The sequence below is a fragment of the Embleya sp. AB8 genome (assembly GCF_049739465.1).
GTDB lineage: Bacteria > Actinomycetota > Actinomycetes > Streptomycetales > Streptomycetaceae > Embleya.
Map to the genome: position 1 here is coordinate 125,306 of NZ_JBMHHY010000002.1, position 21,428 is coordinate 146,733.

Consider the following 21,428-nt stretch of genomic DNA (forward strand, 5'->3'; position numbering starts at 1 on the left):
TGATCAGGACAACGTCGGTCGACACGAAGTACTCGGCGAACACGCTGCCGCAGGTAACGACGCGCCTGTCCTTTTGGTACGTCTGCGACGAGCCGCACCCGTAGGGGTTTTGGCATACCCGGGCCATGCCGCTGTCCAGGTCGCGGCGCTGTGAACGTGTGAGTTGGCTACGTGCCTTCTCGCATTCGGGCGAGTAGTTCAGCCTGTACGACACTCGGATCCTCCCCCATGACGACGCGGTCGCCCGCCTCTCGGGTCAGTGCCTCTACGCGGTTGTGCTCGCGCCGGGTTGCCTCGTCGATTTCGGGTCGGGTGCTCGTTGCCCACCGGAGCATGAGCAGGGCCACATCCCGCGCCGGCGTATCTTCGATCGTCTTGGTGAACTCGTCGCGCCGATCCTCCGGCAGCGCGTCGCGAATACCCGCGATCGTGGCCGGGGTCTCGATCCACTCGCCATCGACGAAGCTGCGGAACATCCGCCCGTCCGGTTCCGGTCCGTCCTCGTATTGCTCGTCCATGGACTTCCCATCGTTTGCGTCACGGCTCGACTACAGTCAGTGTGCAGTCGAAGGGGCGGGGATGTGACGTGGCGCATTCCTTGGCGCTACTTCACGGGCGGGCGGGGGCACCGACGATTTGCCGGCGGCCTGGGACAGGATGGGGTGCATGCCGAACTTCATTCAGAAGCCCACGGTCGTCGAGGCCGCAGGCAACATCCCCAAGACCATTCGTGAGTACGTGGGCCGGGTCAACACCGGTGACCAGGCGCTCAGCATCGCGCACATGAGCAGCCCCGGTGGCTGGGAAGAGCCGGGCCAGCGGCCCGAGTTCGACGAGTACACGGTGGTCCTGCGCGGCGTGCTCACCGTGGAGTTCGAGGGTGGCGTCCAGGAGGTCGCGGCCGGCCAGGGCATCCACACGGCTGCCGGTGAATGGGTGCGCTACAGCACGAGGGGCACCGAGGGCGCCGACTACATCGCGGTCTGCCTCCCGGGCTTCGCCCCGGACACGGTCCACCGGGACGAGTAGGGCCGACCCCGGGCCCGGCGGGTGGCGGTCACCGCGACCCGCCGGGCACACCGGGCACCCTCGGGCACCCCGGGCACACCAGGCACCCCGGGTCAGATCTTCGCGGCGATGCCCGGTACGACCTTCGGCAGCGCGGTCGGGATCCAGTCGCTCGCCTTGACGAACTTGCCTGAGGCATCGACTCCGCTGCCGCCGCCACCGGACTTGGAGAACTGCAGGTAGTACCCGCCCTTGCGCATGTACATGGCGTTGCCCTTGTAGAGCGCGGCGTCCATGCCGAGCGTCGTCGTGTAGTCCTTGAACTGCATGAACTCCGGGGCCTTCTGGCCGCCGGACAGCTCACTCGCGTAGTGGCTCTGCGCCTCCGCCGGGTCGCCGGCGAACCAGATCTGCATTTGGAACTTGAGCGGGCTCAACTGGTCCTTGAGCGCTCCGTCCTCCACCGTGTACTCGCACTGTGTGCTGCGGATCGGCGGGTTCTCCCGGAGCCACTTGCCCGAGTTCGCGATCGTGCCGTACTTCTCGATCTTCCCGGCCTTGGGCACCGCGAGCCTGATCTGTTCGTCCGTGACCAGGTCGCAGGCGTCCGGCCAGGTCTTCGGGTCGGTCGTGGCCGCGAACCGGCCGCCGCTCTTGGGCGCGGGCGGTGCCGCCGGGCGCGACTCGGCGACCGATGCCGCCGCGCTCGGGGCCGGCGCGACCGCGTTCGGGTCGAAGCTCTCCAGCTTGCGGACGCTCTCGGTGGGCAGCGGCTTTTCCGACTCGTTCTTGCGGCCGTCCGTGCCGTTGATCATCAGCGCCGCGATCACCGTCGTCGCCGTGCCGCCCGCCACCACGGCAATCCAACTGATCACCTGCTTGCGGCGGTTGCGACGCGGCGGCGTGGGTGGCGGGTACGGCTGCGGGTAGCCGGGCGGGCCGTAGCCCGGTGGCGGACCGTACTGCCCGGGCGGGGGTTGCTGACCGTAGCCGCCGGGCGGCGGGTAGCCGGGATACTGGCCGGGCGGCGGGCTGTTGTACTGGCCGCTCATCTCAGTCGTCCGTCATCTTGATGTTGAGGACGCGCACCAGGGCCGGTCCGACCTTCTTGGTCCAGGCTTCGGGCGCCTCGGGGCCGCCCGCCGAGTCCTTGGTCGACGCGGTGACGTCCAAGACCACGTAGTAGCCCGTCGAGTCCGGCTTGGCGCCGCCCTGCTTGAACAGGTTCAGCTTGCCCTGCTGGCGGAACGCGCTCGGTACGAAGAGCTTGTTGGAGAGGTCCTCGAACCCTGCGTACGGGGCCGCGTCCGCCTTGGCCTTCTCGTACGCGTCCTTGACCGGTCCGGCGTCGCCGATCGCCTTGATGGTCATGGTGAGCTTGGCCGGCACGGCGGGGTCCGCGAGGTTGGGCAGCTTGAGCTTGACCGTGCACTCGAAGTTCCGGGGGGTCTTCGCGCCCTTCTTGCCTTCGCGCGAGCCGATGATGCTCGAGTCCGGAATCGCGTTCTGGATCTCCTGGTCGGAGAGCATCGTGCACGCGTCCGGCCACGTCCCGGTGTCGCCCGTGGCGCGGAACTTGGCGCCGTCGGTGAAGGCCACGCCCGGCGGCGGGGTGTAGCCGTCGGGGAACGCGACCCCGTTCTCCGCCACCGGCTGGTCGCCCTTGTCGTTCTGCTTGTTGATCGCGTCGACGATGTACGAACCGCCGACCGTGGCCACCACGCCGCCGATCACCACGCCGATCCAACCGAGGATGGGCTTGAGCCGGTTCCGGCGCGGCGGTTCGTACGGCGGCATCGGACCGCCGGGGTACTGCTGCTGGTACATCCCGGGGTGACCGTACGGCTGTTGCCCGGGCGGGCCGCCGTACTGGTTTCCCCTTGGGTTCCCGATTCGTACCATCCCCGTGCTCCTTCTGCTGCCTGTTCCGACGCTCTGTTCCAGTGCGGGTCCGGTGCCGGACCGCGGGTTACATCCGTGCCACGAGGTAGCCGATCAGCGTCGGCCCGTACTGCTTGACCGCGTCGTCGGACGGCAGCCGTGCCCCGCCGGGACCGGTCAGTCCGGCGGACATGTACAGCTCTACGTAGTAGGGACCCTTGTAGAAGTAGAGGTACGCGTCGTCGCGGAACGCCTCGTCGGTGCCCAGCTTCGTACCCAGCTCCTCGAACGTGCCGAACGGCTTGCGGGACCGGCTCTTCCTGGCGTCGCCGTAGTGGCCCTTCGCGATCGGCGGGGTGCTCACCTCGTGGAGCGTGAGCTCGATCCTGGCGTACGTCGGATACTTCGGATTGTTCGGGTCCGGCACATCGAGGGTGAACTCGCACTGGTTGTCGGCCGCGCCCGGGAAGTCGTAGGTGGCCGACACCGTCGTGTCCGACTTCCTGGACTTGACCGTGGCGCCCTTGAGCACCTTGCCGATTTGCGCGTCCGACACCATGTCGCACGCCTTCGGCCAGGTCTTCCCGTCGTTGGTCGCGTTGAATTTTGACCCGGCGTCGGCGGGCGGCGCTGCGGGGAAAACCATCGGGCGATCAAGCGGCGCCGCGCTCTGCCCCGCCGAGCCGCCCGGACCGCTCCCGCCACCGCCGGAGGCACCCGGCACGCCGGGGCCGGCGCCGGTCGGACCCGGCTTGGCGGTGTCCGAGCCGTCGTGCTTCTTGTTCAGCAGCAGGTAACCGCCGACGCCGCCCGCGATCAGGACCGCGACGACCACGACCCACAACACGAGCCGGTTGCCCCGGCGCGGCGGGGGCGGCGGGCCGTACGGGTGGCCGGGCGGGCCGTAGTAGGGGCCGGGCGGCGGGTAGCCGGGCTGCTGCGGCGGATACCCCTGTTGTTGCGGATACCCCTGCTGCGGCGCGAACCCCGGCTGCTGCTGCGGATGTTGCCCGGGTTGGCCGTAGCCGCCGCCGTACTGCCCGGGCCCGCCTTGCTGCGGCCAACCCCCGCTCACAACTTCTGCCCTACGATCGCGGCCAGGGTCGGGCCGTACTGGCGCGCCGCGGTGCCGCTCTTGAGCGGGTTGCCCTGCGAGTCCTCGAGCTGGGCATTCAGGCTGATCCACACCCGGAAGCCGTTCTTGGACATCTCCACCATGGTGCTGCTCCGGAACGCCCCGTCCACGCCGATCTTGTCGGCCGGGATGTCGTCGTACTGGTCCGGATACGGCTTCGAGGAGGTCTCGCTGCTGGTCTTCTCCTTGGCGAAGGAGACCTTCTCGTCGGCGAGCGGCTTGTAGCCGTACGAGGTGATGGTGAGCAGGACCGGGTAGTTCGAGGACTGCAGGTTCGGCAGGTCGAGCGTGATGTGGCACTCATTGTCTTTGACGTTGTTGCCGAACATGTTCGAGATCCGGCCCATGACGCTCTTGCGCTCGCGGATCGTCGCCTCGGGGATGGCCGTCTTGACCTCTTCGTCGGTGATCAGGTCACACGCCGTGGGCCAGGACTTCGGATCGACCGAGATGCCGCTGAACTTCTGCCCGGTGATCGGCGGCAGCGCGGCCGGCAGCTTCAGCTGATTGCTGATGTCGACCTTCTTCGGCCCGGCCGCCGCGGTGTTGCTCGGCGCGGCGCTCTTGCCGGTGACGACCGCCGCAGGTTTGCTCGCGTCCGCGACCGGGTCCTTCTTGTCCGTCGGGTCGCTGAAGCCGAGTACCACGACCAGCGCGGAGGCGACGACGGCGCCGGTGCCGGCGGCGATCCAGCTGCCGATCACCTTGCGGCTGCGGGCGCCGCGCGGCGGCCGGCCGTTCGGGCCCAGCGGGACCGGGTTCTGCGCGTACTGGTGGTAGTGGCCGTAGTCGCTGTACTGCGGGTACGGGTAGCCGCCGGTCTCCTGGAAGCCGCCCTGCTGCGGATAGCCACCCTGTTGTGGATAGCCGCCCTGCTGCGGATAGCCACCGGGTTGGGGGTAGCCACCAGGCTGGGGATAGCCGCCGGGCTGCGGGTAACCGTCCGGCTGTGGGTAACCACCCGACGGCGGACCCGGCTGTCCCGGCGGGCCCGGCTCTCCCTGCGGACCCGGCTGTCCCTGCGGGCCCGGTTGTCCCGGCGGCCCCGGCGGCGGGCCGGGCGGCATCGGCGGCATCGGCGGACGGCCCTGGTCGTCGCTCATCGGGAGGTCCCCCTCGGATCTCGGATTTCGCCCGGCGGTCGCCTGGCAGACATCGGCGTTCGCGTGGCAGGAATGGCATGCGTCAGGCGCGCAGACATGCTGCCATGCGCCTGGAGGGGCCGCAGAGGTCGAGGGAGTCTTTTGTGGCGACATTCACCTGAATAAGTCCCCGGCGGAGCACAACGTTTCGGTCAAGCCAAGCGTCCCTCGCGCGGATCGACGTCCCCGAACCCGCCCCTCACAGCCGATCAGGCACTAAAGTTGAGTCGGGAATACTCAAGCGATTTGACCGGTTGCACCCGACGGCTCATCCTTGAGCGACAACCACTCAACTCTTTCCGTGGAGGAAGCGAATCATGGCACGTGCGGTCGGTATCGACCTCGGTACGACGAACTCCGTCGTCAGCGTTCTGGAAGGCGGCGAGTCGACCGTCATCACCAACGCGGAGGGGTCGCGGACCACACCGTCCGTGGTTGCCTTCGCGAAGAACGGTGAGGTTCTGGTCGGCGAGGTGGCCAAGCGTCAGGCCGTCACCAACGTCGACCGGACCATCCGGTCCGTCAAGCGCCACATGGGGACCACGTGGTCCGTGGCGATCGACGACAAGAAGTACACCGCGCAGGAGATCAGCTCCCGCATCCTGATGAAGCTCAAGCGCGACGCCGAGGCCTACCTGGGCGAGAAGGTCACCGACGCGGTCATCACCGTGCCGGCCTACTTCAACGACGCCGAGCGCCAGGCCACCAAGGAGGCCGGCGAGATCGCCGGTCTGAACGTGCTGCGCATCGTCAACGAGCCCACCGCGGCCGCGCTGGCGTACGGCCTGGACAAGGCCGACGAGCAGACCATCCTCGTCTTCGACCTCGGCGGCGGCACCTTCGACGTGTCGCTCCTGGAGATCGGCGACGGCGTCGTGGAGGTCAAGGCCACCAACGGCGACAACCACCTCGGTGGCGACGACTGGGACCAGCGGGTCATGGACCACCTGGTCAAGCAGTTCCAGAACGCGCACGGCGTGGACCTGTCCAAGGACAAGATGGCCCTCCAGCGCCTGCGCGAGGCGGCGGAGAAGGCCAAGATCGAGCTGTCCTCCTCGATGGAGACCTCGATCAACCTGCCCTACATCACGGCGTCGGCCGAGGGCCCGCTGCACCTGGACGAGAAGCTCACCCGCGCCCAGTTCCAGCAGCTCACCCAGGACCTGCTCGACCGCACCAAGGTGCCCTTCCAGAAGGTCATCGAGGACGCGGGCATCCCGCTCTCGGCGATCGACCACATCGTCCTGGTCGGCGGCTCGACCCGGATGCCGGCCGTGGCCGACGTGGTCCGCGAGCTGACCGGTGGCAAGGAGCCCAACAAGGGCGTCAACCCGGACGAGGTCGTCGCCGTCGGCGCCGCTCTTCAGGCCGGTGTGCTCAAGGGTGAGGTCAAGGACGTCCTGCTCCTGGACGTGACGCCGCTGTCTCTCGGTATCGAGACCAAGGGCGGCATCATGACCAAGCTGATCGAGCGCAACACCACGATCCCGACCAAGCGTTCGGAGATCTTCACCACGGCCGAGGACAACCAGCCGTCGGTGCAGATCCAGGTGTTCCAGGGTGAGCGCGAGATCGCCGCGTACAACAAGAAGCTCGGCATGTTCGAGCTGACCGGTCTGCCGCCGGCCCCGCGCGGGCTGCCGCAGATCGAGGTCACCTTCGACATCGACGCGAACGGCATCGTGCACGTGTCCGCGAAGGACCTGGGCACGGGCAAGGAGCAGTCGATGACCATCACCGGCGGCTCGGGCCTGCCGAAGGACGACATCGACCGGATGATGCGCGAGGCGGAGGCGCACGCGGAGGAGGACCACCAGCGTCGCGAGGCCGCGGAGACCCGCAACCAGGCCGAGCAACTGGTGTACACCACCGAGAAGTTCATCAAGGACAACAGCGACAAGGTGCCGGCCGACGTCAAGACCGAGGTCGAGACGTCGCTGACCGAACTCAAGGACGCGCTCAAGGGCGAGGACCTGGCCGCGATCCGCGACGCCGCGGAGAAGGTCAGCACCACCAGCCAGAAGCTGGGCGCCGCGATGTACGCGAACACCCAGCCGGGCGCCGAGGGCGCGGCCGGTGCCGCCGGCGGCGCGGCCGGGCACACCGCCGAGGACGACGTCGTGGACGCCGAGATCGTCGACGAGGACCACCGTAAGGGTGGTGCTGCGTGACCGAAGCGAACGGCTCGAACCACGGCGCCGTCCCGGGCGACGCCCAGGACCCGGAGTCGAAGCCGGAAACCGGGGCGGCCGCTGCGGCGGCGGCCCCGGCCCCCGGGGCGGCCGAGGCGGCCGAGCTGCGCAACCAGCTCGGCGAGCGCACCGCCGACCTCCAGCGGCTCCAGGCCGAATACGCGAACTACCGCAAGCGGGTCGAGCGCGACCGCAACGTGGCGGGCGAACTGGCCGCCATCAAGGTGCTGAACGAACTGCTCCCGGTGCTCGACGACATCGGTCGGGCCCGGGACCACGGCGAACTGTCGGGTGGCTTCAAGTCGGTCGCCGAGTCGCTCGAGTCGATCGTGGCCAAGATGGGGCTGCAGAGCTTCGGCGCCAAGGGCGACCCGTTCGACCCGACGGTGCACGAGGCGCTGCTGCACTCGTACGCGACCGATGTCACCGAACCCACGTGTGTGGAGATCCTCCAGCCCGGCTATCAGGTCGGCGAGCGGATCATCCGTCCCGCGCGGGTGGCGGTCGCCGAGCCCACAGCGGACGCCGAGGGCGGTCCGGAGGAGCCGGGCGAAGCGGCCGGCAGCTGAACCGTCACCGGGAACCAGACGACGAGAAGCGGAGAGGAGGGACGCCGATGCGCGGGTGGAGTGAATCCGGAAACGGGCGCTCGGACGACGAGGGCACCCCGACCCGATCGGCGAGGGGCGCATGAGTACGAAGGACTACCTGGAGAAGGACTACTACAAGGTGCTCGGCGTCCCCAAGGACGCCGGCACCGCCGAGATCAAGAAGGCGTACCGCAAGCTCGCCGTCGAGTTCCACCCGGACAAGAACAAGGGTGACACGAAGGCCGAGGAGCGCTTCAAGGAGATCTCGGAAGCCTACGACGTGCTCGCCGACGACAAACGGCGCAAGGAGTACGACGAGGCCCGGACCCTGTTCGGCAGCGGGGGCGGCTTCCGCGGCCCCGGCGGCGGCGGGCAGGGCGGCGCCGGCGGCTTCCCGTTCGACCTCGGCGACATCTTCGGCGGCCAGCAGGGCGGCGCGGGCAACACCGGCGGCCTGGGCGACATCTTCGGCGGCCTGTTCGGCGGCGGCCGACAGACCGGCCGGCAGCAGCCCAGGCGCGGCTCGGACGTGGAGTCCGAGGTCACCCTCGGCTTCGCGGACGCGGTCGACGGCGCCACCGTGCCGATCCGGCTGACCAGTTCCGAGCCGTGTCGGCACTGCAACGGCACCGGCGCGGCGGCGGGCACCACGCCGCGGATGTGTCCCACCTGCGCGGGTTCGGGCAATGTCAGCCGCCCGCAGGGCGGCTTCGGCTTCTCCGAGCCGTGCCGCGACTGCAAGGGTCGCGGGCTGCTCGTGGACGATCCGTGCATCGTGTGCAACGGCAGCGGTCGGGCCAAGAGTTCGCGCACGATGCAGGTCCGGATCCCGGCCGGGGTCCAGGACGGGCAGCGGATCCGGCTCAAGGGCAAGGGCGCGCCCGGCGAGCGCGGCGGACCGGCCGGCGACCTCTATGTCGTCGTGCACGTCAAGGCGCACTCGGTCTTCGGACGCAAGGGCGACAACCTCACCGTCACCGTCCCGGTCACCTTCCCGGAGGCCGCGCTCGGGGCGGACGTCACCGTACCCACGCTCGGCGGCATACCGGTCACGCTCAAGCTGCCGGCGGGCACGGGCAACGGCCGTACGCTGCGCGTTCGTGGGCGGGGTGCGGCGCGCAAGGACGGCACTCGGGGCGACCTCCTGGTCACCGTCGAGGTAACGGTCCCTCAACACCTGAACGACAAGGCGCGCGAGGCGCTGGAGGCGTTCCGCGAGGCGACCGGCACACACGACCCCCGAGCCGATCTGTTGGACGCGGCGAAGGGAGCATGACATGCGACCGGGCGGCTTGACCGGCGACGGCGGCATGGGCGGGCGCGGGCGCGGCTTCGAGATCGACGAGACCTCCCCGGTCTACGTGATCTCGGTGGCCGCGCAACTGTCCGGCCTGCATCCGCAGACGCTGCGACAGTACGACCGGCTCGGTCTGGTCTCGCCGGACCGCACGGCCGGTCGCGGGCGGCGCTACTCCGCCCGGGACATCGTGCAACTGCGCGAGGTGCAGCGGCTCTCCCAGGAGGCCGGGATCAATCTGGCCGGGATCAAGCGGATCCTGGAGCTGGAGAACCAGGTGCTCGCGCTGCGCATGCGGGTGGCCGAGCTGGAGCAGGCGCTGCACGAGGCGACGGACGCGGGCGCGCGCCGCGAGGCGGCCGTACACGCCTCCTACCGGCGCGACCTGGTCCCGGTCCGGCCGCAGGTGGGCACCGCGCTGGTGGTCTGGAAGCCGCGGCGCGGGCGTTCGGACCGATCGACCGACTGACGGTTCGTCAGGACGGGTGCGGGGGCGTGGCTTCGGCCGCGCCCCCGCTTCGTGTGCGCCTACCGCAACCGGTGCGTACCGTTCCTTGATGCCGCTCAATACGCGTCAGTAGGGTCGCCGCATGAAGCCGAATCGTCGGGACGTCCTGAAGTACTCGGCCGCGAGCGCGGCACTGCTCGGAGCGGCGGCGTGCTCCGACGACGGCAAGGACAAGGGCAAGGCGGACAAGACGCCGAGCGACGCGCCCAAGTCGGGCGCGCCGACCGGCGGCGCCCCGGCGGGCGCGGCCGGCACCACCCTCGAACGCACGCTCGTGCTCGGCCCACCCGGCGCGGGCGGCTATCGCAAGATCGTCGCCGGTCCCGGTGAGCCGCACGTGCTGCGCACCGAGCTGGCCCCCGAGGCCGCGGCCGGCGACAAGGCCAAGCGGCAGGCCCTGGTCGCCTTCACCCAGCTGACCGACATCCACATCCAGGACTCCCAGTCCACCGCGCGGGTGGACTTCCTGGACCGGCACAGCGACCCGGACCAGCCGTTCGCCAAGGTGCTGCCCTTCCAGTCGGCGTATCGCCCGCAGGAGGTGCTGACCGCGCAGATAGCCGAGGCGATGGTGCAGTCGTTGAACCGGATCGGCAAGGGTCCGGCCCTCGGCGCGCCGCTCGCCTTCACCGTCTGCACCGGCGACAACACGGACAACATCCAGTTCAACGAGCTGCGTTGGTACATCGACGTGCTCGACGGCGGCAAGAAGGTCACCCCGGACTCGGGCGACCGGAACCGGTACGAGGGCCCGATGGATGCGGTCGCCTACCACGAGCGCTACTGGCATCCGGACGGCACTCCGCCCGGGAAGCCGGACGACCTGCCACGCTCGAAGTTCGGCTATCCCACGGTCCCCGGCCTGCTGGACGCATGCCGCCGGCCGTTCGACGCGACCGGCCTGAAGACCCCCTGGTACACCGCGTACGGCAACCACGACGGTCTGGTCCAGGGCAATCTGCCGGTGAGCGAGCTGCTGAGCAAGGTCGCGGTCGGCGACGAGAAGGTGCTCGACATAGCGCCGGGGCAGACCGTCGTCGCGCTCGCGCTGAGCCTGCAGAGCGGCAAGCCGGACGCGCTGGCCGCGCTGCTCGCGGGCCCCAAGCGCAAGGTCACCGCCGACCCGGATCGCCGGCTGGTCGACCGCGCGGAGACGATCCGGGAACACTTCAACACCACGGGCCTGCCCAGGGGGCACGGCTTCACCCAGCAGAACCTGGACACGGCGACCGCGTACTACACGTTCGACCAGGGGCCGGTGCGCTGTCTGGTGCTGGACACGGTCAACTCCTATGGCCTGGACTCGGGTTGCCTGGACCCGACCCAGTTCGGGTGGCTTCAGGACCAGTTGGTCAAGGGCAGTTCCAGCTATCTCGACGAGCAGGGCAAGGTGGTCGAGGGCACCGGCCAGGACAAGCTGTTCGTGGTGTTCAGCCACCACACCATCGAGACGATGACGAACAAGACCGTGCCGGCGGGTCAGCCGGCACGGATCCTGGGCCCGCAGGTGCAGGCGCTGCTGCTGCGCTTCCCGAACGTCGTGTTGTGGGTGAACGGACACACCCACGACAACAACGTGAAGCCCTACCCGCGCCCGGCGGGCAGCGCGGTCCGGGGCGGGTTCTGGGAGGTCAACACCGCGTCGCACATCGACTGGCCATCGCAGGCGCGGATCGTGGAGATCGCCGACAACAAAAACGGCACGCTCTCCATCTTCGGCACCATCGTCGACTCGGCCGGCCCGGAGTCCAACGGCGGCAAACTCGACTCGCCGCAGGCGCTGGCCGCGTTGGCCCGCGAATTGGCGGGCAACGACTGGCAGGAACGCAACCGCCCGGACCCGAAGGTGGACGGCCGCCGGGGGCGGGTCGAGGACCGCAACGTGGAACTGCTGGTGCCGGCGCCGGGGTGGCTCACGTGAGCGGGTGGTCGGCGCCGGCAATCACCGGGTGGGTCGATTTCAGCCCGTCCGGCGTTTGAGGACAGCGGGCCGCAGGCCGATCCGCGCCGGCGGCACGTGCTCACCAGACCACCGTGACCACGCGAGCGCAGCGCGACTTGGAACGTTTGACCAGTTCGCCGTTGGGCCGGTCGCTGCCCGCGACCCAGGCCATCGCCTCGCCGGCGCTGCGTCCGCCGCGCCGCTGGCGTCTGGTCAGCCGCTCGTCGCGGACCCGGTCGGTGGCGTGCACGTACCAGACCTCGGTCATCAGGCAGTAGGCGTCGGTCCAGCCGGGGGCGTCGAGGGCGAGGTAGTTGCCCTCGGTCACCACGATCCGGGTGCCGGGCCGGACCACGTGCCGCGCGGCCACCGGCTCGTGCAGCGTGCGGTCGTAGTCGGGCACATATACGTCCCGGTCCACCTCGTGCACCACCCGCGCCAGGGTGGTCGCGTAGCCCCACACGTCGAAGGTGTCCACCGCGCCCTTGCGATGCAGCCGGCCGATCCGCTTGAGCTGCACGTTCGAGAGGTGGAACCCGTCGAGCGGCACGTAGGCGGCGGTGCCCGAGCCGACCCGCTGTTCGATCGCGCGCACCAGGCGACCGGCGAGGGTGGACTTCCCGGCTCCCGGCGGACCGGCGAGACCGAGCACCACACGATCGGCCTCGGGCGCCGCCGGAATGAGCCGTACCGCCGCATCCGCGAGCGCGTCGAGTGTTTCGAGGACACCGGACACATCTGGCATGTCCGCAGTCTAGGCATCCCGGGCAGGACACGGTTGAGTGGAATAGACTCAACTTAGTTGTGGTTGTCACAGTCAAAGAGCCGTTCGGGTGCGCTATACGCGCGACACGGACGCGATGATGGCCGTGACACCGCGTGCCCGAAGCGAAGGAGTCGCACACCTCCCATGGATGCACAGAAGCTCACCACCAAGGCCCAAGAGGCCCTTTCGGTCGCCATCCGCAAGGCCGCCGCGGCGGGACACCCCCAGGTGGAGCCCGCGCATCTGCTGCTCGCCCTGCTCGAACAGCCCGAGGGAATCGCGGTACCGCTGCTCGGCGCCGCGGGCGTGGACGTACCACTCCTGAAGGTCGCGGCGGCGCAGATTTCCGACCGCCTCCCGAGCGCGTCCGGCTCAACGGTGGCCGCACCGCAGCTGGGCCGGGAAACGATGCTGGCGCTGGACGAGGCGGAGAAGCAGGCCGACAAGCTCGGCGACGCGTTCGTGTCCACGGAACACCTGCTGGTCGGGCTCGCGTCGGGGCGCTCCGGTCCGGTCGCCGAGGCGTTGCGCGAGGCGGGGGCCACCCCGCAGGCGCTGCTCGACTCCTTCAAGTCGGTGCGCGGCAGCGCGCGGGTGACCTCGCAGGACCCGGAGAGCACCTACCAGGCGCTGGAGAAGTACGGCCGGGACCTGACCCAGGAGGCCCGCGACGGCAAGCTCGACCCGGTGATCGGCCGCGACTCGGAGATCCGCCGGGTAGTGCAGGTGTTGTCCCGGCGGACCAAGAACAACCCGGTACTGATCGGTGAACCCGGCGTCGGCAAGACCGCCGTCGTGGAGGGCCTGGCCCGCCGGATCGTGGCCGGCGACGTGCCCGAGTCGCTGCGCGACAAGCGGCTGATCGCGCTCGACCTGGGCGCGATGGTCGCCGGCGCCAAGTATCGCGGCGAGTTCGAGGAGCGCCTGAAGGCGGTCCTGAACGAGATCAAGTCCAGCAACGGCCAGGTCGTCACCTTCATCGACGAGCTGCACACCGTAGTCGGCGCGGGCGCCACCGGGGACAGTTCGATGGACGCGGGCAACATGCTCAAGCCGATGCTGGCGCGCGGCGAGTTGCGCCTGGTCGGCGCGACCACGCTGGACGAGTACCGCAAGCACATCGAGAAGGACCCGGCCCTGGAGCGCCGCTTCCAGCAGGTGTTCGTCGGCGAGCCCAGCGTCGAGGACACGATCGCGATCCTGCGCGGGCTCAAGAGCCGCTACGAGGCGCACCACAAGGTACAGATCGCCGACTCGGCGCTGGTCGCCGCGGCCACCCTGTCCGACCGCTACATCACCGCACGTTTCCTCCCCGACAAGGCGATCGACCTGGTCGACGAGGCGGCGTCGCGGCTGCGGATGGAGATCGACTCCTCCCCCGTCGAGATCGACGAGCTGCAACGTTCGGTCGACCGGCTGCGGATGGAGGAGATGGCGCTGGCCAAGGAGACCGACGCGGCCAGCCGGGAGCGCCTTGAGCGGCTGCGCAAGGACCTCGCGGACAAGCAGGAGCAGCTCAGCGGGCTGACCGCGCGCTGGCAGCAGGAGAAGGCCGGGCTGAACCGGGTCGGCGAGCTCAAGGAGAACCTGGACGCGGCGCGCGGCGAGGCCGAGCGGGCCCAGCGGGACGGCGACTTCGAGACCGCCTCCAAGCTGATGTACGGCCGGATCCCGACCCTGGAGCGGGAGTTGGCCGAGGCCGCGGCGACCGAGGGCGAGCGGGGCACGGACGGCACCGCGATGGTCAAGGAGGAGGTCGGCCCGGACGACGTGGCCGACGTGGTCTCCTCCTGGACCGGCATCCCCGCAGGGCGCCTGCTCGAGGGCGAGCGCGGCAAGCTGCTGCGGATGGAGGACGAGCTGGGTCGCCGGCTGATCGGCCAGAGGGCGGCGGTGGCGACGGTCTCCGACGCGGTCCGCCGGGCCCGGTCCGGGATCGCCGACCCGGACCGCCCCACCGGCTCGTTCCTGTTCCTCGGCCCGACCGGTGTGGGCAAGACCGAACTGGCCAAGTCGCTGGCCGACTTCCTCTTCGACGACGAGCGCGCGATGGTGCGGATCGACATGTCGGAGTACGCGGAGAAGCACTCGGTGGCGCGCCTGGTCGGTGCCCCGCCCGGCTACGTCGGCTACGAGGAGGGCGGCCAGCTGACCGAGGCGGTCCGCCGCCGGCCGTACTCGGTGGTGTTGCTCGACGAGGTGGAGAAGGCCCACCCCGAGGTGTTCGACGTACTGCTCCAGGTGCTCGACGACGGGCGGCTGACCGACGGTCAGGGCCGCACGGTGGACTTCCGCAACGTGGTGTTGATCCTGACCTCGAACCTGGGCTCGCAGTATCTGGTCGACCCGACGTTGTCCCGGGAGCAGCAGCAGGACATGGTGATGGACGTGGTCCGCACCTCGTTCAAGCCGGAGTTCCTCAACCGGCTGGACGACATCGTGCTCTTCGACGCGCTCGGCACGGACGAGTTGGCGCACATCGTCGGGCTCCAGGTCGATCGGCTCGGGGCAAGGCTCAGGGACCGGCGGATCACCCTGACGGTGACCGACGCGGCCCGCGAGTGGCTCGCGCTGACCGGCTACGACCCGGCGTACGGCGCACGACCGCTGCGCCGGCTGATCCAGACCTCGATCGGCGACAAGCTGGCCCGGGCGCTGCTCGCGGGCGAGATCGCGGACGGCGACACGGTGCTTGTCGACCTGGACGAGGCGGGCGACACGCTCGTGGTGCAGCCGACGAAGCAGGCGGCCAAGACGCTGTGATCGACTAGCGGGCAGCGTTTCGAAGCGCTTCGAAGCACGGCGAAGCGCTTCGAAGCACCGCGAAACCCACGGCGCCGGGACCTCTTTCAGGTCCCGGCGCCGTGGCATGGCAGCATGCGGCTGTACAGATCTGACGGTGCGTCATATAACTGGCGAGCCGATCGGATCACCGGACACGACAAGATCGCCGGACATGGGACGAAGCGGGCAAAACCCGCGATGCCGATAGCCTCCGGCGTGATGGATATCATCGAAGCAGTGGTTAAGTTACCAGTGGGTAAGATGCCCGCACGGCCGTACGCTGTCGGCCGATACACGCCCCGGAAGGGACGTCCCACCGGAGGAGCCGAACGCCCATGCAGCTCGCAGCGATCGTGATCTCGCTGGTCACCCTGGTGGTCGGCGCCGCGCTCGCGGCGCGCGCCGTCGCGTACATCTACCGCTTCGTCCGAATCGGCCAGCCGGACGGCAGCCGGACCGGACAGCCCGCGCAGCGCACCGTGACCGTCGGCCGGGAGTTCCTCGGCCATACCCGAATGCTCAAGTGGGGCGTCGTCGGCGTGGCCCACTGGTTCGTGGCCGTCGGCTTCCTGACCCTCGGCCTGACCATCGTCACCGCGATCGTCCAGCTCTTCGACGCGCACTGGGTGTTCCCGCTGATCGGGGACTGGCTGCCGTACGAGCTGTTCATCGAGTTCATCACCGTGACCACCAGCCTCGGCATCGTCGTGCTGATGATCATCCGCCGGTTCAGCCTGCCCTCGCGGATGGGCCGCAAGTCGCGCTTCGCCGGTTCGGTGTCCTGGCAGGCGTACTACGTCGAGTGGACGATCCTGGTGATCGGCCTCGCGATCCTGACGCTGCGCGCGCTCGAGGCCGCCCTGATCGGGGTGGACCACTACGAGGCGGCCTTCTTCGCGTCGTACCCGCTCAGCCTGGCGTTCCGGGATCTGAGCGAGTCCACGCTGGAGAACCTGATCTATCTGACCGCGATGATCAAGCTCACCACCACCGGCGCATGGGCCGTGACGATCGGGCTCAACCCGAGCATGGGTGTCGCCTGGCACCGGTTCCTGGCGTTCTTCAACATCTACTTCAAGCGCAACGCGGACGGCGCGGTGGCCTTGGGCGCACTGCAGCCGATGACCTCCGGCGGCACACCGATCGACTTCGAGGACCCGGCCGACGACGCGGTGTTCGGCGTCAGTCAGGTCGAGCACTTCTCCTGGAAGGGCCTGCTCGACTTCTCCACCTGCACCGAGTGCGGCCGCTGCCAGTCGCAGTGCCCCGCGTGGAACACCGGCAAGCCGCTGTCCCCGAAGCTGCTGATCATGTCGCTGCGCGAGCACGCCTACGCCAAGGCGCCCTACCTGCTCGCGGGCGGCGGCAAGGACGACGAGGGCAACGAGAAGGCCACCCCCGAGCAGCTGGCCAAGGTCCCGGCCGCGGCGCTCGCCGAGGCGGAGCGTCCGCTGATCGGCACCGCGGAAGAAAACGGCGTGATCGACCCGGACGTGTTGTGGTCGTGCACCACGTGCGGCGCGTGTGTCGAGCAGTGCCCGGTGGACATCGAGCACGTGGACCACATCGTCGACATGCGCCGCTACCAGGTGCTGATCGAGAGCGCGTTCCCGTCCGAGGCGGCGACGATGCTCAAGGGCCTGGAGAACAAGGGCAACCCGTGGGGCGTGGCCACCAAGGCCCGGCTCGACTGGGTCAAGGAGCTCAAGAAGTCCACCGGCATCGAGGTCCCGATCGTCGGCCAGGACATCGAGCCGGCCGAGCTGGAGTACCTGTACTGGGTGGGCTGCGCGGGCGCGTTGGCCGACGGCCCGAAGAAGACCACCAAGGCGTTCGCCGAACTGCTGGACATCGCGGGCGTCAAGTACGGGATCCTCGGCAAGGAGGAGTCCTGCACCGGCGACTCCGCCCGCCGGCTCGGCTCCGAAGTGGTCTTCCAGATGCTCGCGGCGCAGAACGTCGAGACGCTGAACGCGGCCCTCGAGGACGCGCCGAAGAAGCGCATCGTCACCACGTGCCCGCACTGCTTCAACACGCTGGCCAACGAATACCCGCAGCTGGAGGGCCACTTCGAGGTCATCCACCACACCCAGCTGCTGCAGCACCTCCTGGACGAGGGCCGGCTGCTCCCGGTCGGTCCGGTGGACGGCCTGGTCACCTACCACGACCCGTGCTACCTCGGCCGGCACAACAAGGTCTACACGCCGCCGCGCGAGATCATCGCGCGCGTGCCGGGCCTGCGGAACGAGGAGATGCACCGGCACAAGGAGCGCGGCTTCTGCTGCGGCGCCGGCGGTGCGCGGATGTGGATGGAGGAGCGGATCGGCAAGCGGATCAACAACGAGCGGATGGACGAGGCGCTGTCCCTGAAGCCGGACATCGTCTCCACCGCGTGCCCGTTCTGCCTGGTGATGTTCACCGACTCGATCAACGCCAAGAAGCAGGCGGGCGAGGCGAAGGAGGAACTCCAGGTGGTCGACGTGGCGCAGCTGCTGCTCCAGTCGGTCAAGCTGCCGGAGCCGCCGGCGGCGGAGGACGTGCTGGAGGACGCGGGGGCCAAGTAGGCCTGCCCCTCGGCATCGCCCCTCGGTTGTCGCGCTCTGTGGTGCTCTGTGGTGCTCTGTGGCGCTCTGTGGCGCTCGCCGTCGGCTCCTTCGGGAGTCGGCGGCGATTGCCGTTTCCGGGTCGGGTTTTGTGCCCGAATTACGACTGTCCCGGGGCGACGCGGGGGGTCCGAGTGCCGGTACCGTCATTGTTGTGACTGGCAATGGACCCTACGACCCGTACCGGCAACAGCCCCCGCCTGCCGGCCAGGGTTACCCACCTCAGCACGGCGGGGCTTACGGCGATCAGTACGGTGATCAGTACGGCGGCCAACCGGGCCAGTACGGCGGGCAACCGGGGTACGGGCAGCCGGGCCACGGGCAGCCCGGGTATGGGCAGTCGGTCCCGCCGCCTCCTCCGCCGCCGTCGCCGCAGGGTGGGCAGGGGGGTTACGGCGGTCAGGGCGGGCCGCCGCCGTCCGGTCCCGGCGGGCCGGCCGGTTCGGGTGAGCCGAACTACGGGCCGCTGTCGTTGCCGGACGAGACGAGTCTGTACATCTACGGCGCACCGCCCGAGGAGTACACCTCGGTCACCCCGGCGGTGCAGCCTCAGGAGCCGCGCTACCAACCGCCGCAGTACTCCGCCCCGCCGCGGTTCCTGCGCTGGCAGGAGGTGCTGAGCGGGCTCACGCTGCGCCCGCTGCGCACCATGGACGAGGTCCGCGACCAGGCGGTGTGGTGGCCGGCGCTGCTCATCTCCGCGCTCGGCGGCGCGCTCGCGGTGCTGGCCAACGACGCGTCGCGCAAGGAGATCGTCAACTCGACGCTGAGCACGAGCGTGCCCGCGCTGGGCATGGTGATCGTGATGGTGCCCGCGTTCTGCGCGTTGCTCGGCCTGGTGTCGCACGCGCTCGCGACGCAGTTCGGCGGCAACGGCTCGCCGACGCCGTTCATCACGTTGTCGATGATCGTGGTCTGGATCGCGGACGCGCCACGGCTGCTGGTGTCATTGTTCGCGCCGGACAAGAACCCGATCGTGACCGGCATCGGCCTCGCGTCGTTCGCACTTACCGCGTGGTTGTTGACGATGTTGATGATGCGGGTGCACGAACTGGCGTGGCCGAAGGCGTTGGGCTGCGTGGCGGTCGAGTTGATCGCGTTGTTGCTGGTGCTGAAGTTGCCGCTGGCCTCGTAGTTCGGGTCGTGCGTGGCGCGGGTCCTGCGTGGCGCGGGGCGCGGGTGGCTCGTGGCGAGGGGTCGGCGGGTGTCGCCGGCCCCGGGCGCGGTCGTGGTCGGGCGCGTCGTGGTTCGGCGGATTGTGCTGACGCCGGGTCAGGCCATCGGCAAAGCGTGCCGGCAGTGGACCGAGTGGACCATAAGCGGCACGGCCGGGCCGCGTTGCGGATCTGTTCGGCAACCGTTTCGGGCGGTCTACTCGTAGGAGTACACCTGTCCGCGCACGACATTCGCCGTGATCGCGGCGGTGAGGAACGGAACGGACATGCTTGTGCGGCAACGCACCCGGGCTGCGCTCCAGGCTGCCGCCCTCTTCTACGTCGTGGATCGGGGTTGGCCCGTCCTGCCCGGTGCCTACGTCGAAGACGGCCGATGTTCGTGCGGCGACGCCGAATGCCCCGACCCCGGCGCCCACCCCGCCGCGGAACCCGGGCTGACCCGGGCCACCCGATCCACCGACGACGTGTGGGAGTGGTGGAGCGGGAAGCCGTATACGGTCCTGCTCGCGAGCGGCCTGGAGTTCGACGTCCTGGACGCGCCGGCGCAGGTCGGCTACGCGGCGATCCGCCAGTTGGAGGTGCTCGGGCTGCCGCTGGGCCCGGTGTTGCATCTGCCCGGCGAGCGGCTGTTGTTCCTGGTCGATCCGGGCGCGCGGAACCTGTACTGGTACACGGTCGACCACAACGACACGGCCCGGTTCGACGTCCGGCACCACGCGGTGGGCCACTTCGTACCGGCCCCGCCCTCGTCCACCGCGTGCGGCGGGCGGACCCGGTGGGCGGTGCCGCCGGATCCGATCGAGCGGGGCCTGCCGGGGGCGGTGGACGTATTGGGCGCGTTGATGCGGTTCAGCACACAGGCACGGTGAGCGTGCCGGCGCGGCGAGGTTCCGGTGCAGCGAGGTTCCGGTGCAGCGAGGTTCCGGTGCGGGCTTCGGTCAGGCGTCGAGGATCTGGCCCTGGCGGGTGACCACGGGCGGCTGTACCGACCACGGGAAGTTGATCCAGTCGTCGGTGTGCTTCCACACGTACTCGCACTTCACCAGCGACTGCGGCTTCTCGTACACGACGGCGCAGCGCACCTCGGCGACATTGCCCTCACAGAAGTCCCGGACCAGGAGCAGCGTCTTGCCGGTGTCGGCGACGTCGTCCGCGATCAGCACCTTCTTGTTCGAGAAGTCCACCACGTCCGGCACCGGCGCGAGCATGACCGGCATGTCCAGCGTGGTGCCGATCCCGGTGTAGAACTCGACGTTGACCAGGTGCAGGTTCTTCACGTCGAGGGCATAGGCGAGCGCGCCGGCGGCGAACACCCCACCGCGGGCGATGGACAGGATGATGTCGGGCTCGTACCCGTCCGCCGCGACCTGCATGGCCAGCTCACGCGTGGCCTGGCCGAAGAGCGGCCAGGTGAGGTTTTCGCGCACGTCACTCATGTCCGGGGGTGCCTATCTTCTTCTGTTCGTCGGGGCCTCGGTCGCGAGGGCCGCCGTAGGGATGTGACCGCTGCCTAGTGCCGGGCGCGGCACTAGTCGCGAACGTTCGTACGGTGGAAGTCCTGGAACGAGCGGGACGGGGTGGGTCCGCGCTGCCCCTGATACCGCGACCCGTACACCGAGGACCCGTACGGGAACTCGGCCGGCGAGGACAGCCGGAACATGCACAGCTGGCCGATCTTCATCCCCGGCCACAACTTGATCGGCAACGTCGCGACGTTCGACAGCTCCAGCGTCACATGCCCGGAGAACCCCGGGTCGATGAACCCGGCGGTGGAGTGCGTGAGCAACCCGAGCCGGCCGAGCGAACTCTTCCCCTCCAGCCGGGACGCCACGTCGTCCGGCAACGACACGACCTCGTAGGTCGAGCCGAGCGCGAACTCCCCGGGGTGCAGGATGAACGGTTCGCCCTCGGGCGGCTCGATCATCCGAGTCAGATCCGGCTGCTCGACGGCGGGGTCGATGTGCGGATACTTGTGGTTCTCGAAGACCCGAAAGAACCGGTCAAGTCGAACGTCCACACTCGACGGCTGAACCATGGCCGGCTCGTAGGGGTCGATCCGAACCCGACCGCAGTCGATCTCCGCGCGAATGTCCTTGTCCGATAGAAGCACGGGCAAAGCGTAATCGCAGCCCCCCGGATCCACCCAAACGCTCCGGCCCCCGCCGACGAATCGATGCTGCGACCACACTCGGCGATCGGGTAGAGTGACGGGGCAGGACACCCCGAGGGGCGTCTGTTGCGGGCGTAGTTTAATGGTAGAACATGAGCTTCCCAAGCTTAGAACGCGAGTTCGATTCTCGTCGCCCGCTCCGGAAGTAAAGGCCCAGGTCACGGACATGATCCGTAACCTGGGCCTTCGCCGTTTCCAGGCTCGGTACGCCTCGCGTCCCAGATCCGTGCCAGAT

The 21,428-nt window shown here is 69.3% G+C and carries 18 protein-coding genes and 1 tRNA gene; 11 read left to right on the forward strand and 8 right to left on the reverse strand.

The genetic code is table 11. From position 1 onward, the window contains the following. Positions 1 to 167: 167 nt before the first annotated feature. A complete protein-coding gene (locus ABIA38_RS03515; RefSeq protein ID WP_424636889.1) occupies positions 168 to 518 on the reverse strand; it encodes a hypothetical protein in 351 nt (116 codons plus the stop codon). 148 nt (positions 519 to 666) lie between these two features. Here ABIA38_RS03515 and ABIA38_RS03520 point away from each other — a divergent pair, with 148 nt between their 5' ends. Further along, positions 667 to 1,029 carry a cupin domain-containing protein gene (locus ABIA38_RS03520; RefSeq protein ID WP_424636890.1) on the forward strand — a complete coding sequence of 121 codons (363 nt, stop codon included), beginning with the start codon at positions 667 to 669 and terminating at the stop codon, positions 1,027 to 1,029. A 92-nt stretch (positions 1,030 to 1,121) separates the two neighbouring features. Here ABIA38_RS03520 and ABIA38_RS03525 read toward each other — a convergent pair whose 3' ends face one another. The 4 genes from ABIA38_RS03525 to ABIA38_RS03540 form a co-directional block, all read right to left on the reverse strand. Further along, positions 1,122 to 2,060, reverse strand: coding sequence for a hypothetical protein (locus ABIA38_RS03525; RefSeq protein ID WP_424636891.1), 939 nt, complete (start codon positions 2,058 to 2,060; stop codon positions 1,122 to 1,124). Position 2,061: 1 nt separating this feature from the next. Then, complete coding sequence (locus ABIA38_RS03530) at positions 2,062 to 2,910, reverse strand: hypothetical protein (protein ID WP_424636892.1); 849 nt, start codon at positions 2,908 to 2,910, stop codon at positions 2,062 to 2,064. A 67-nt stretch (positions 2,911 to 2,977) separates the two neighbouring features. After that, positions 2,978 to 3,964, reverse strand: a complete 987-nt coding sequence (locus ABIA38_RS03535) for a hypothetical protein (RefSeq protein WP_424636893.1) — start codon at positions 3,962 to 3,964, stop codon at positions 2,978 to 2,980. Then, positions 3,961 to 5,127 (reverse strand): hypothetical protein, encoded by a 1,167-nt coding sequence (locus ABIA38_RS03540; protein WP_424636894.1) that lies wholly within the window; start codon positions 5,125 to 5,127, stop codon positions 3,961 to 3,963. Before ABIA38_RS03540 ends, ABIA38_RS03535 begins: the two co-directional genes overlap by 4 nt. Before the next feature lie 356 nt (positions 5,128 to 5,483). Between ABIA38_RS03540 and dnaK the strand changes: the two genes are divergently transcribed. The 5 genes from dnaK to ABIA38_RS03565 all read left to right on the forward strand — a co-directional run bounded on the left by dnaK (position 5,484) and on the right by ABIA38_RS03565 (position 11,674). After that, positions 5,484 to 7,337 (forward strand): molecular chaperone DnaK, encoded by a 1,854-nt coding sequence (dnaK, locus tag ABIA38_RS03545; RefSeq protein ID WP_424636895.1) that lies wholly within the window; start codon positions 5,484 to 5,486, stop codon positions 7,335 to 7,337. Next, positions 7,334 to 7,927: a nucleotide exchange factor GrpE gene (gene grpE / locus ABIA38_RS03550; protein ID WP_424636896.1), complete on the forward strand. Its 594-nt coding sequence runs from the start codon at positions 7,334 to 7,336 to the stop codon at positions 7,925 to 7,927. Before dnaK ends, grpE begins: the two co-directional genes overlap by 4 nt. A gap of 121 nt (positions 7,928 to 8,048) precedes the next feature. Further along, positions 8,049 to 9,224 carry a molecular chaperone DnaJ gene (dnaJ, locus tag ABIA38_RS03555; protein ID WP_424636897.1) on the forward strand — a complete coding sequence of 392 codons (1,176 nt, stop codon included), beginning with the start codon at positions 8,049 to 8,051 and terminating at the stop codon, positions 9,222 to 9,224. A gap of 1 nt (position 9,225) precedes the next feature. Continuing rightward, positions 9,226 to 9,714, forward strand: a complete 489-nt coding sequence (locus ABIA38_RS03560) for a heat shock protein transcriptional repressor HspR (protein ID WP_424636898.1) — start codon at positions 9,226 to 9,228, stop codon at positions 9,712 to 9,714. 121 nt (positions 9,715 to 9,835) lie between these two features. Next, positions 9,836 to 11,674 carry a TIGR03767 family metallophosphoesterase gene (locus ABIA38_RS03565; protein ID WP_424636899.1) on the forward strand — a complete coding sequence of 613 codons (1,839 nt, stop codon included), beginning with the start codon at positions 9,836 to 9,838 and terminating at the stop codon, positions 11,672 to 11,674. Between the two features lie 100 nt (positions 11,675 to 11,774). Here ABIA38_RS03565 and ABIA38_RS03570 read toward each other — a convergent pair whose 3' ends face one another. Continuing rightward, entirely contained in the window at positions 11,775 to 12,440 is a 666-nt protein-coding gene (locus tag ABIA38_RS03570) for a nucleoside/nucleotide kinase family protein (protein ID WP_424636900.1), read from the reverse strand. Between the two features lie 165 nt (positions 12,441 to 12,605). Here ABIA38_RS03570 and clpB point away from each other — a divergent pair, with 165 nt between their 5' ends. From clpB to ABIA38_RS03590, 4 genes are all read left to right on the forward strand, one after another. Beyond that, complete coding sequence (clpB, locus tag ABIA38_RS03575) at positions 12,606 to 15,224, forward strand: ATP-dependent chaperone ClpB (protein WP_424636901.1); 2,619 nt, start codon at positions 12,606 to 12,608, stop codon at positions 15,222 to 15,224. Between the two features lie 356 nt (positions 15,225 to 15,580). Then, on the forward strand, positions 15,581 to 17,809 hold the full coding sequence (locus ABIA38_RS03580; RefSeq protein ID WP_424636902.1) for a (Fe-S)-binding protein: 2,229 nt from the start codon (positions 15,581 to 15,583) through the stop codon (positions 17,807 to 17,809). 193 nt (positions 17,810 to 18,002) lie between these two features. Next, positions 18,003 to 18,983: a Yip1 family protein gene (locus ABIA38_RS03585; RefSeq protein WP_424636903.1), complete on the forward strand. Its 981-nt coding sequence runs from the start codon at positions 18,003 to 18,005 to the stop codon at positions 18,981 to 18,983. 306 nt (positions 18,984 to 19,289) lie between these two features. Next, a complete protein-coding gene (locus ABIA38_RS03590) occupies positions 19,290 to 19,892 on the forward strand; it encodes a bifunctional DNA primase/polymerase (protein WP_424636904.1) in 603 nt (200 codons plus the stop codon). Positions 19,893 to 19,961: 69 nt separating this feature from the next. Here ABIA38_RS03590 and ABIA38_RS03595 read toward each other — a convergent pair whose 3' ends face one another. Both ABIA38_RS03595 and dcd read right to left on the reverse strand, forming a co-directional pair. Further along, on the reverse strand, positions 19,962 to 20,459 hold the full coding sequence (locus ABIA38_RS03595; protein WP_424636905.1) for a phosphoribosyltransferase: 498 nt from the start codon (positions 20,457 to 20,459) through the stop codon (positions 19,962 to 19,964). A gap of 92 nt (positions 20,460 to 20,551) precedes the next feature. Beyond that, positions 20,552 to 21,133, reverse strand: a complete 582-nt coding sequence (gene dcd / locus ABIA38_RS03600; RefSeq protein ID WP_424636906.1) for a dCTP deaminase — start codon at positions 21,131 to 21,133, stop codon at positions 20,552 to 20,554. A gap of 128 nt (positions 21,134 to 21,261) precedes the next feature. Here dcd and ABIA38_RS03605 point away from each other — a divergent pair. Then, positions 21,262 to 21,332 (forward strand) — tRNA-Gly (locus tag ABIA38_RS03605). The last annotated feature ends 96 nt before the right edge of the window (positions 21,333 to 21,428 follow it).

Coding starts and splice junctions, on each gene's coding strand:
- ABIA38_RS03515 (WP_424636889.1), bottom strand. CDS start 518: ATGGACGAGCAATACGAGGACGGACCGGAACCGGACGGGCGGATGTTC.
- ABIA38_RS03520 (WP_424636890.1), top strand. CDS start 667: ATGCCGAACTTCATTCAGAAGCCCACGGTCGTCGAGGCCGCAGGCAAC.
- ABIA38_RS03525 (WP_424636891.1), bottom strand. CDS start 2,060: ATGAGCGGCCAGTACAACAGCCCGCCGCCCGGCCAGTATCCCGGCTAC.
- ABIA38_RS03530 (WP_424636892.1), bottom strand. CDS start 2,910: ATGGTACGAATCGGGAACCCAAGGGGAAACCAGTACGGCGGCCCGCCC.
- ABIA38_RS03540 (WP_424636894.1), bottom strand. CDS start 5,127: ATGAGCGACGACCAGGGCCGTCCGCCGATGCCGCCGATGCCGCCCGGC.
- dnaK (WP_424636895.1), top strand. CDS start 5,484: ATGGCACGTGCGGTCGGTATCGACCTCGGTACGACGAACTCCGTCGTC.
- dnaJ (WP_424636897.1), top strand. CDS start 8,049: ATGAGTACGAAGGACTACCTGGAGAAGGACTACTACAAGGTGCTCGGC.
- ABIA38_RS03560 (WP_424636898.1), top strand. CDS start 9,226: ATGCGACCGGGCGGCTTGACCGGCGACGGCGGCATGGGCGGGCGCGGG.
- ABIA38_RS03565 (WP_424636899.1), top strand. CDS start 9,836: ATGAAGCCGAATCGTCGGGACGTCCTGAAGTACTCGGCCGCGAGCGCG.
- ABIA38_RS03570 (WP_424636900.1), bottom strand. CDS start 12,440: ATGCCAGATGTGTCCGGTGTCCTCGAAACACTCGACGCGCTCGCGGAT.
- clpB (WP_424636901.1), top strand. CDS start 12,606: ATGGATGCACAGAAGCTCACCACCAAGGCCCAAGAGGCCCTTTCGGTC.
- ABIA38_RS03580 (WP_424636902.1), top strand. CDS start 15,581: ATGCAGCTCGCAGCGATCGTGATCTCGCTGGTCACCCTGGTGGTCGGC.
- ABIA38_RS03590 (WP_424636904.1), top strand. CDS start 19,290: ATGCTTGTGCGGCAACGCACCCGGGCTGCGCTCCAGGCTGCCGCCCTC.
- ABIA38_RS03595 (WP_424636905.1), bottom strand. CDS start 20,459: ATGAGTGACGTGCGCGAAAACCTCACCTGGCCGCTCTTCGGCCAGGCC.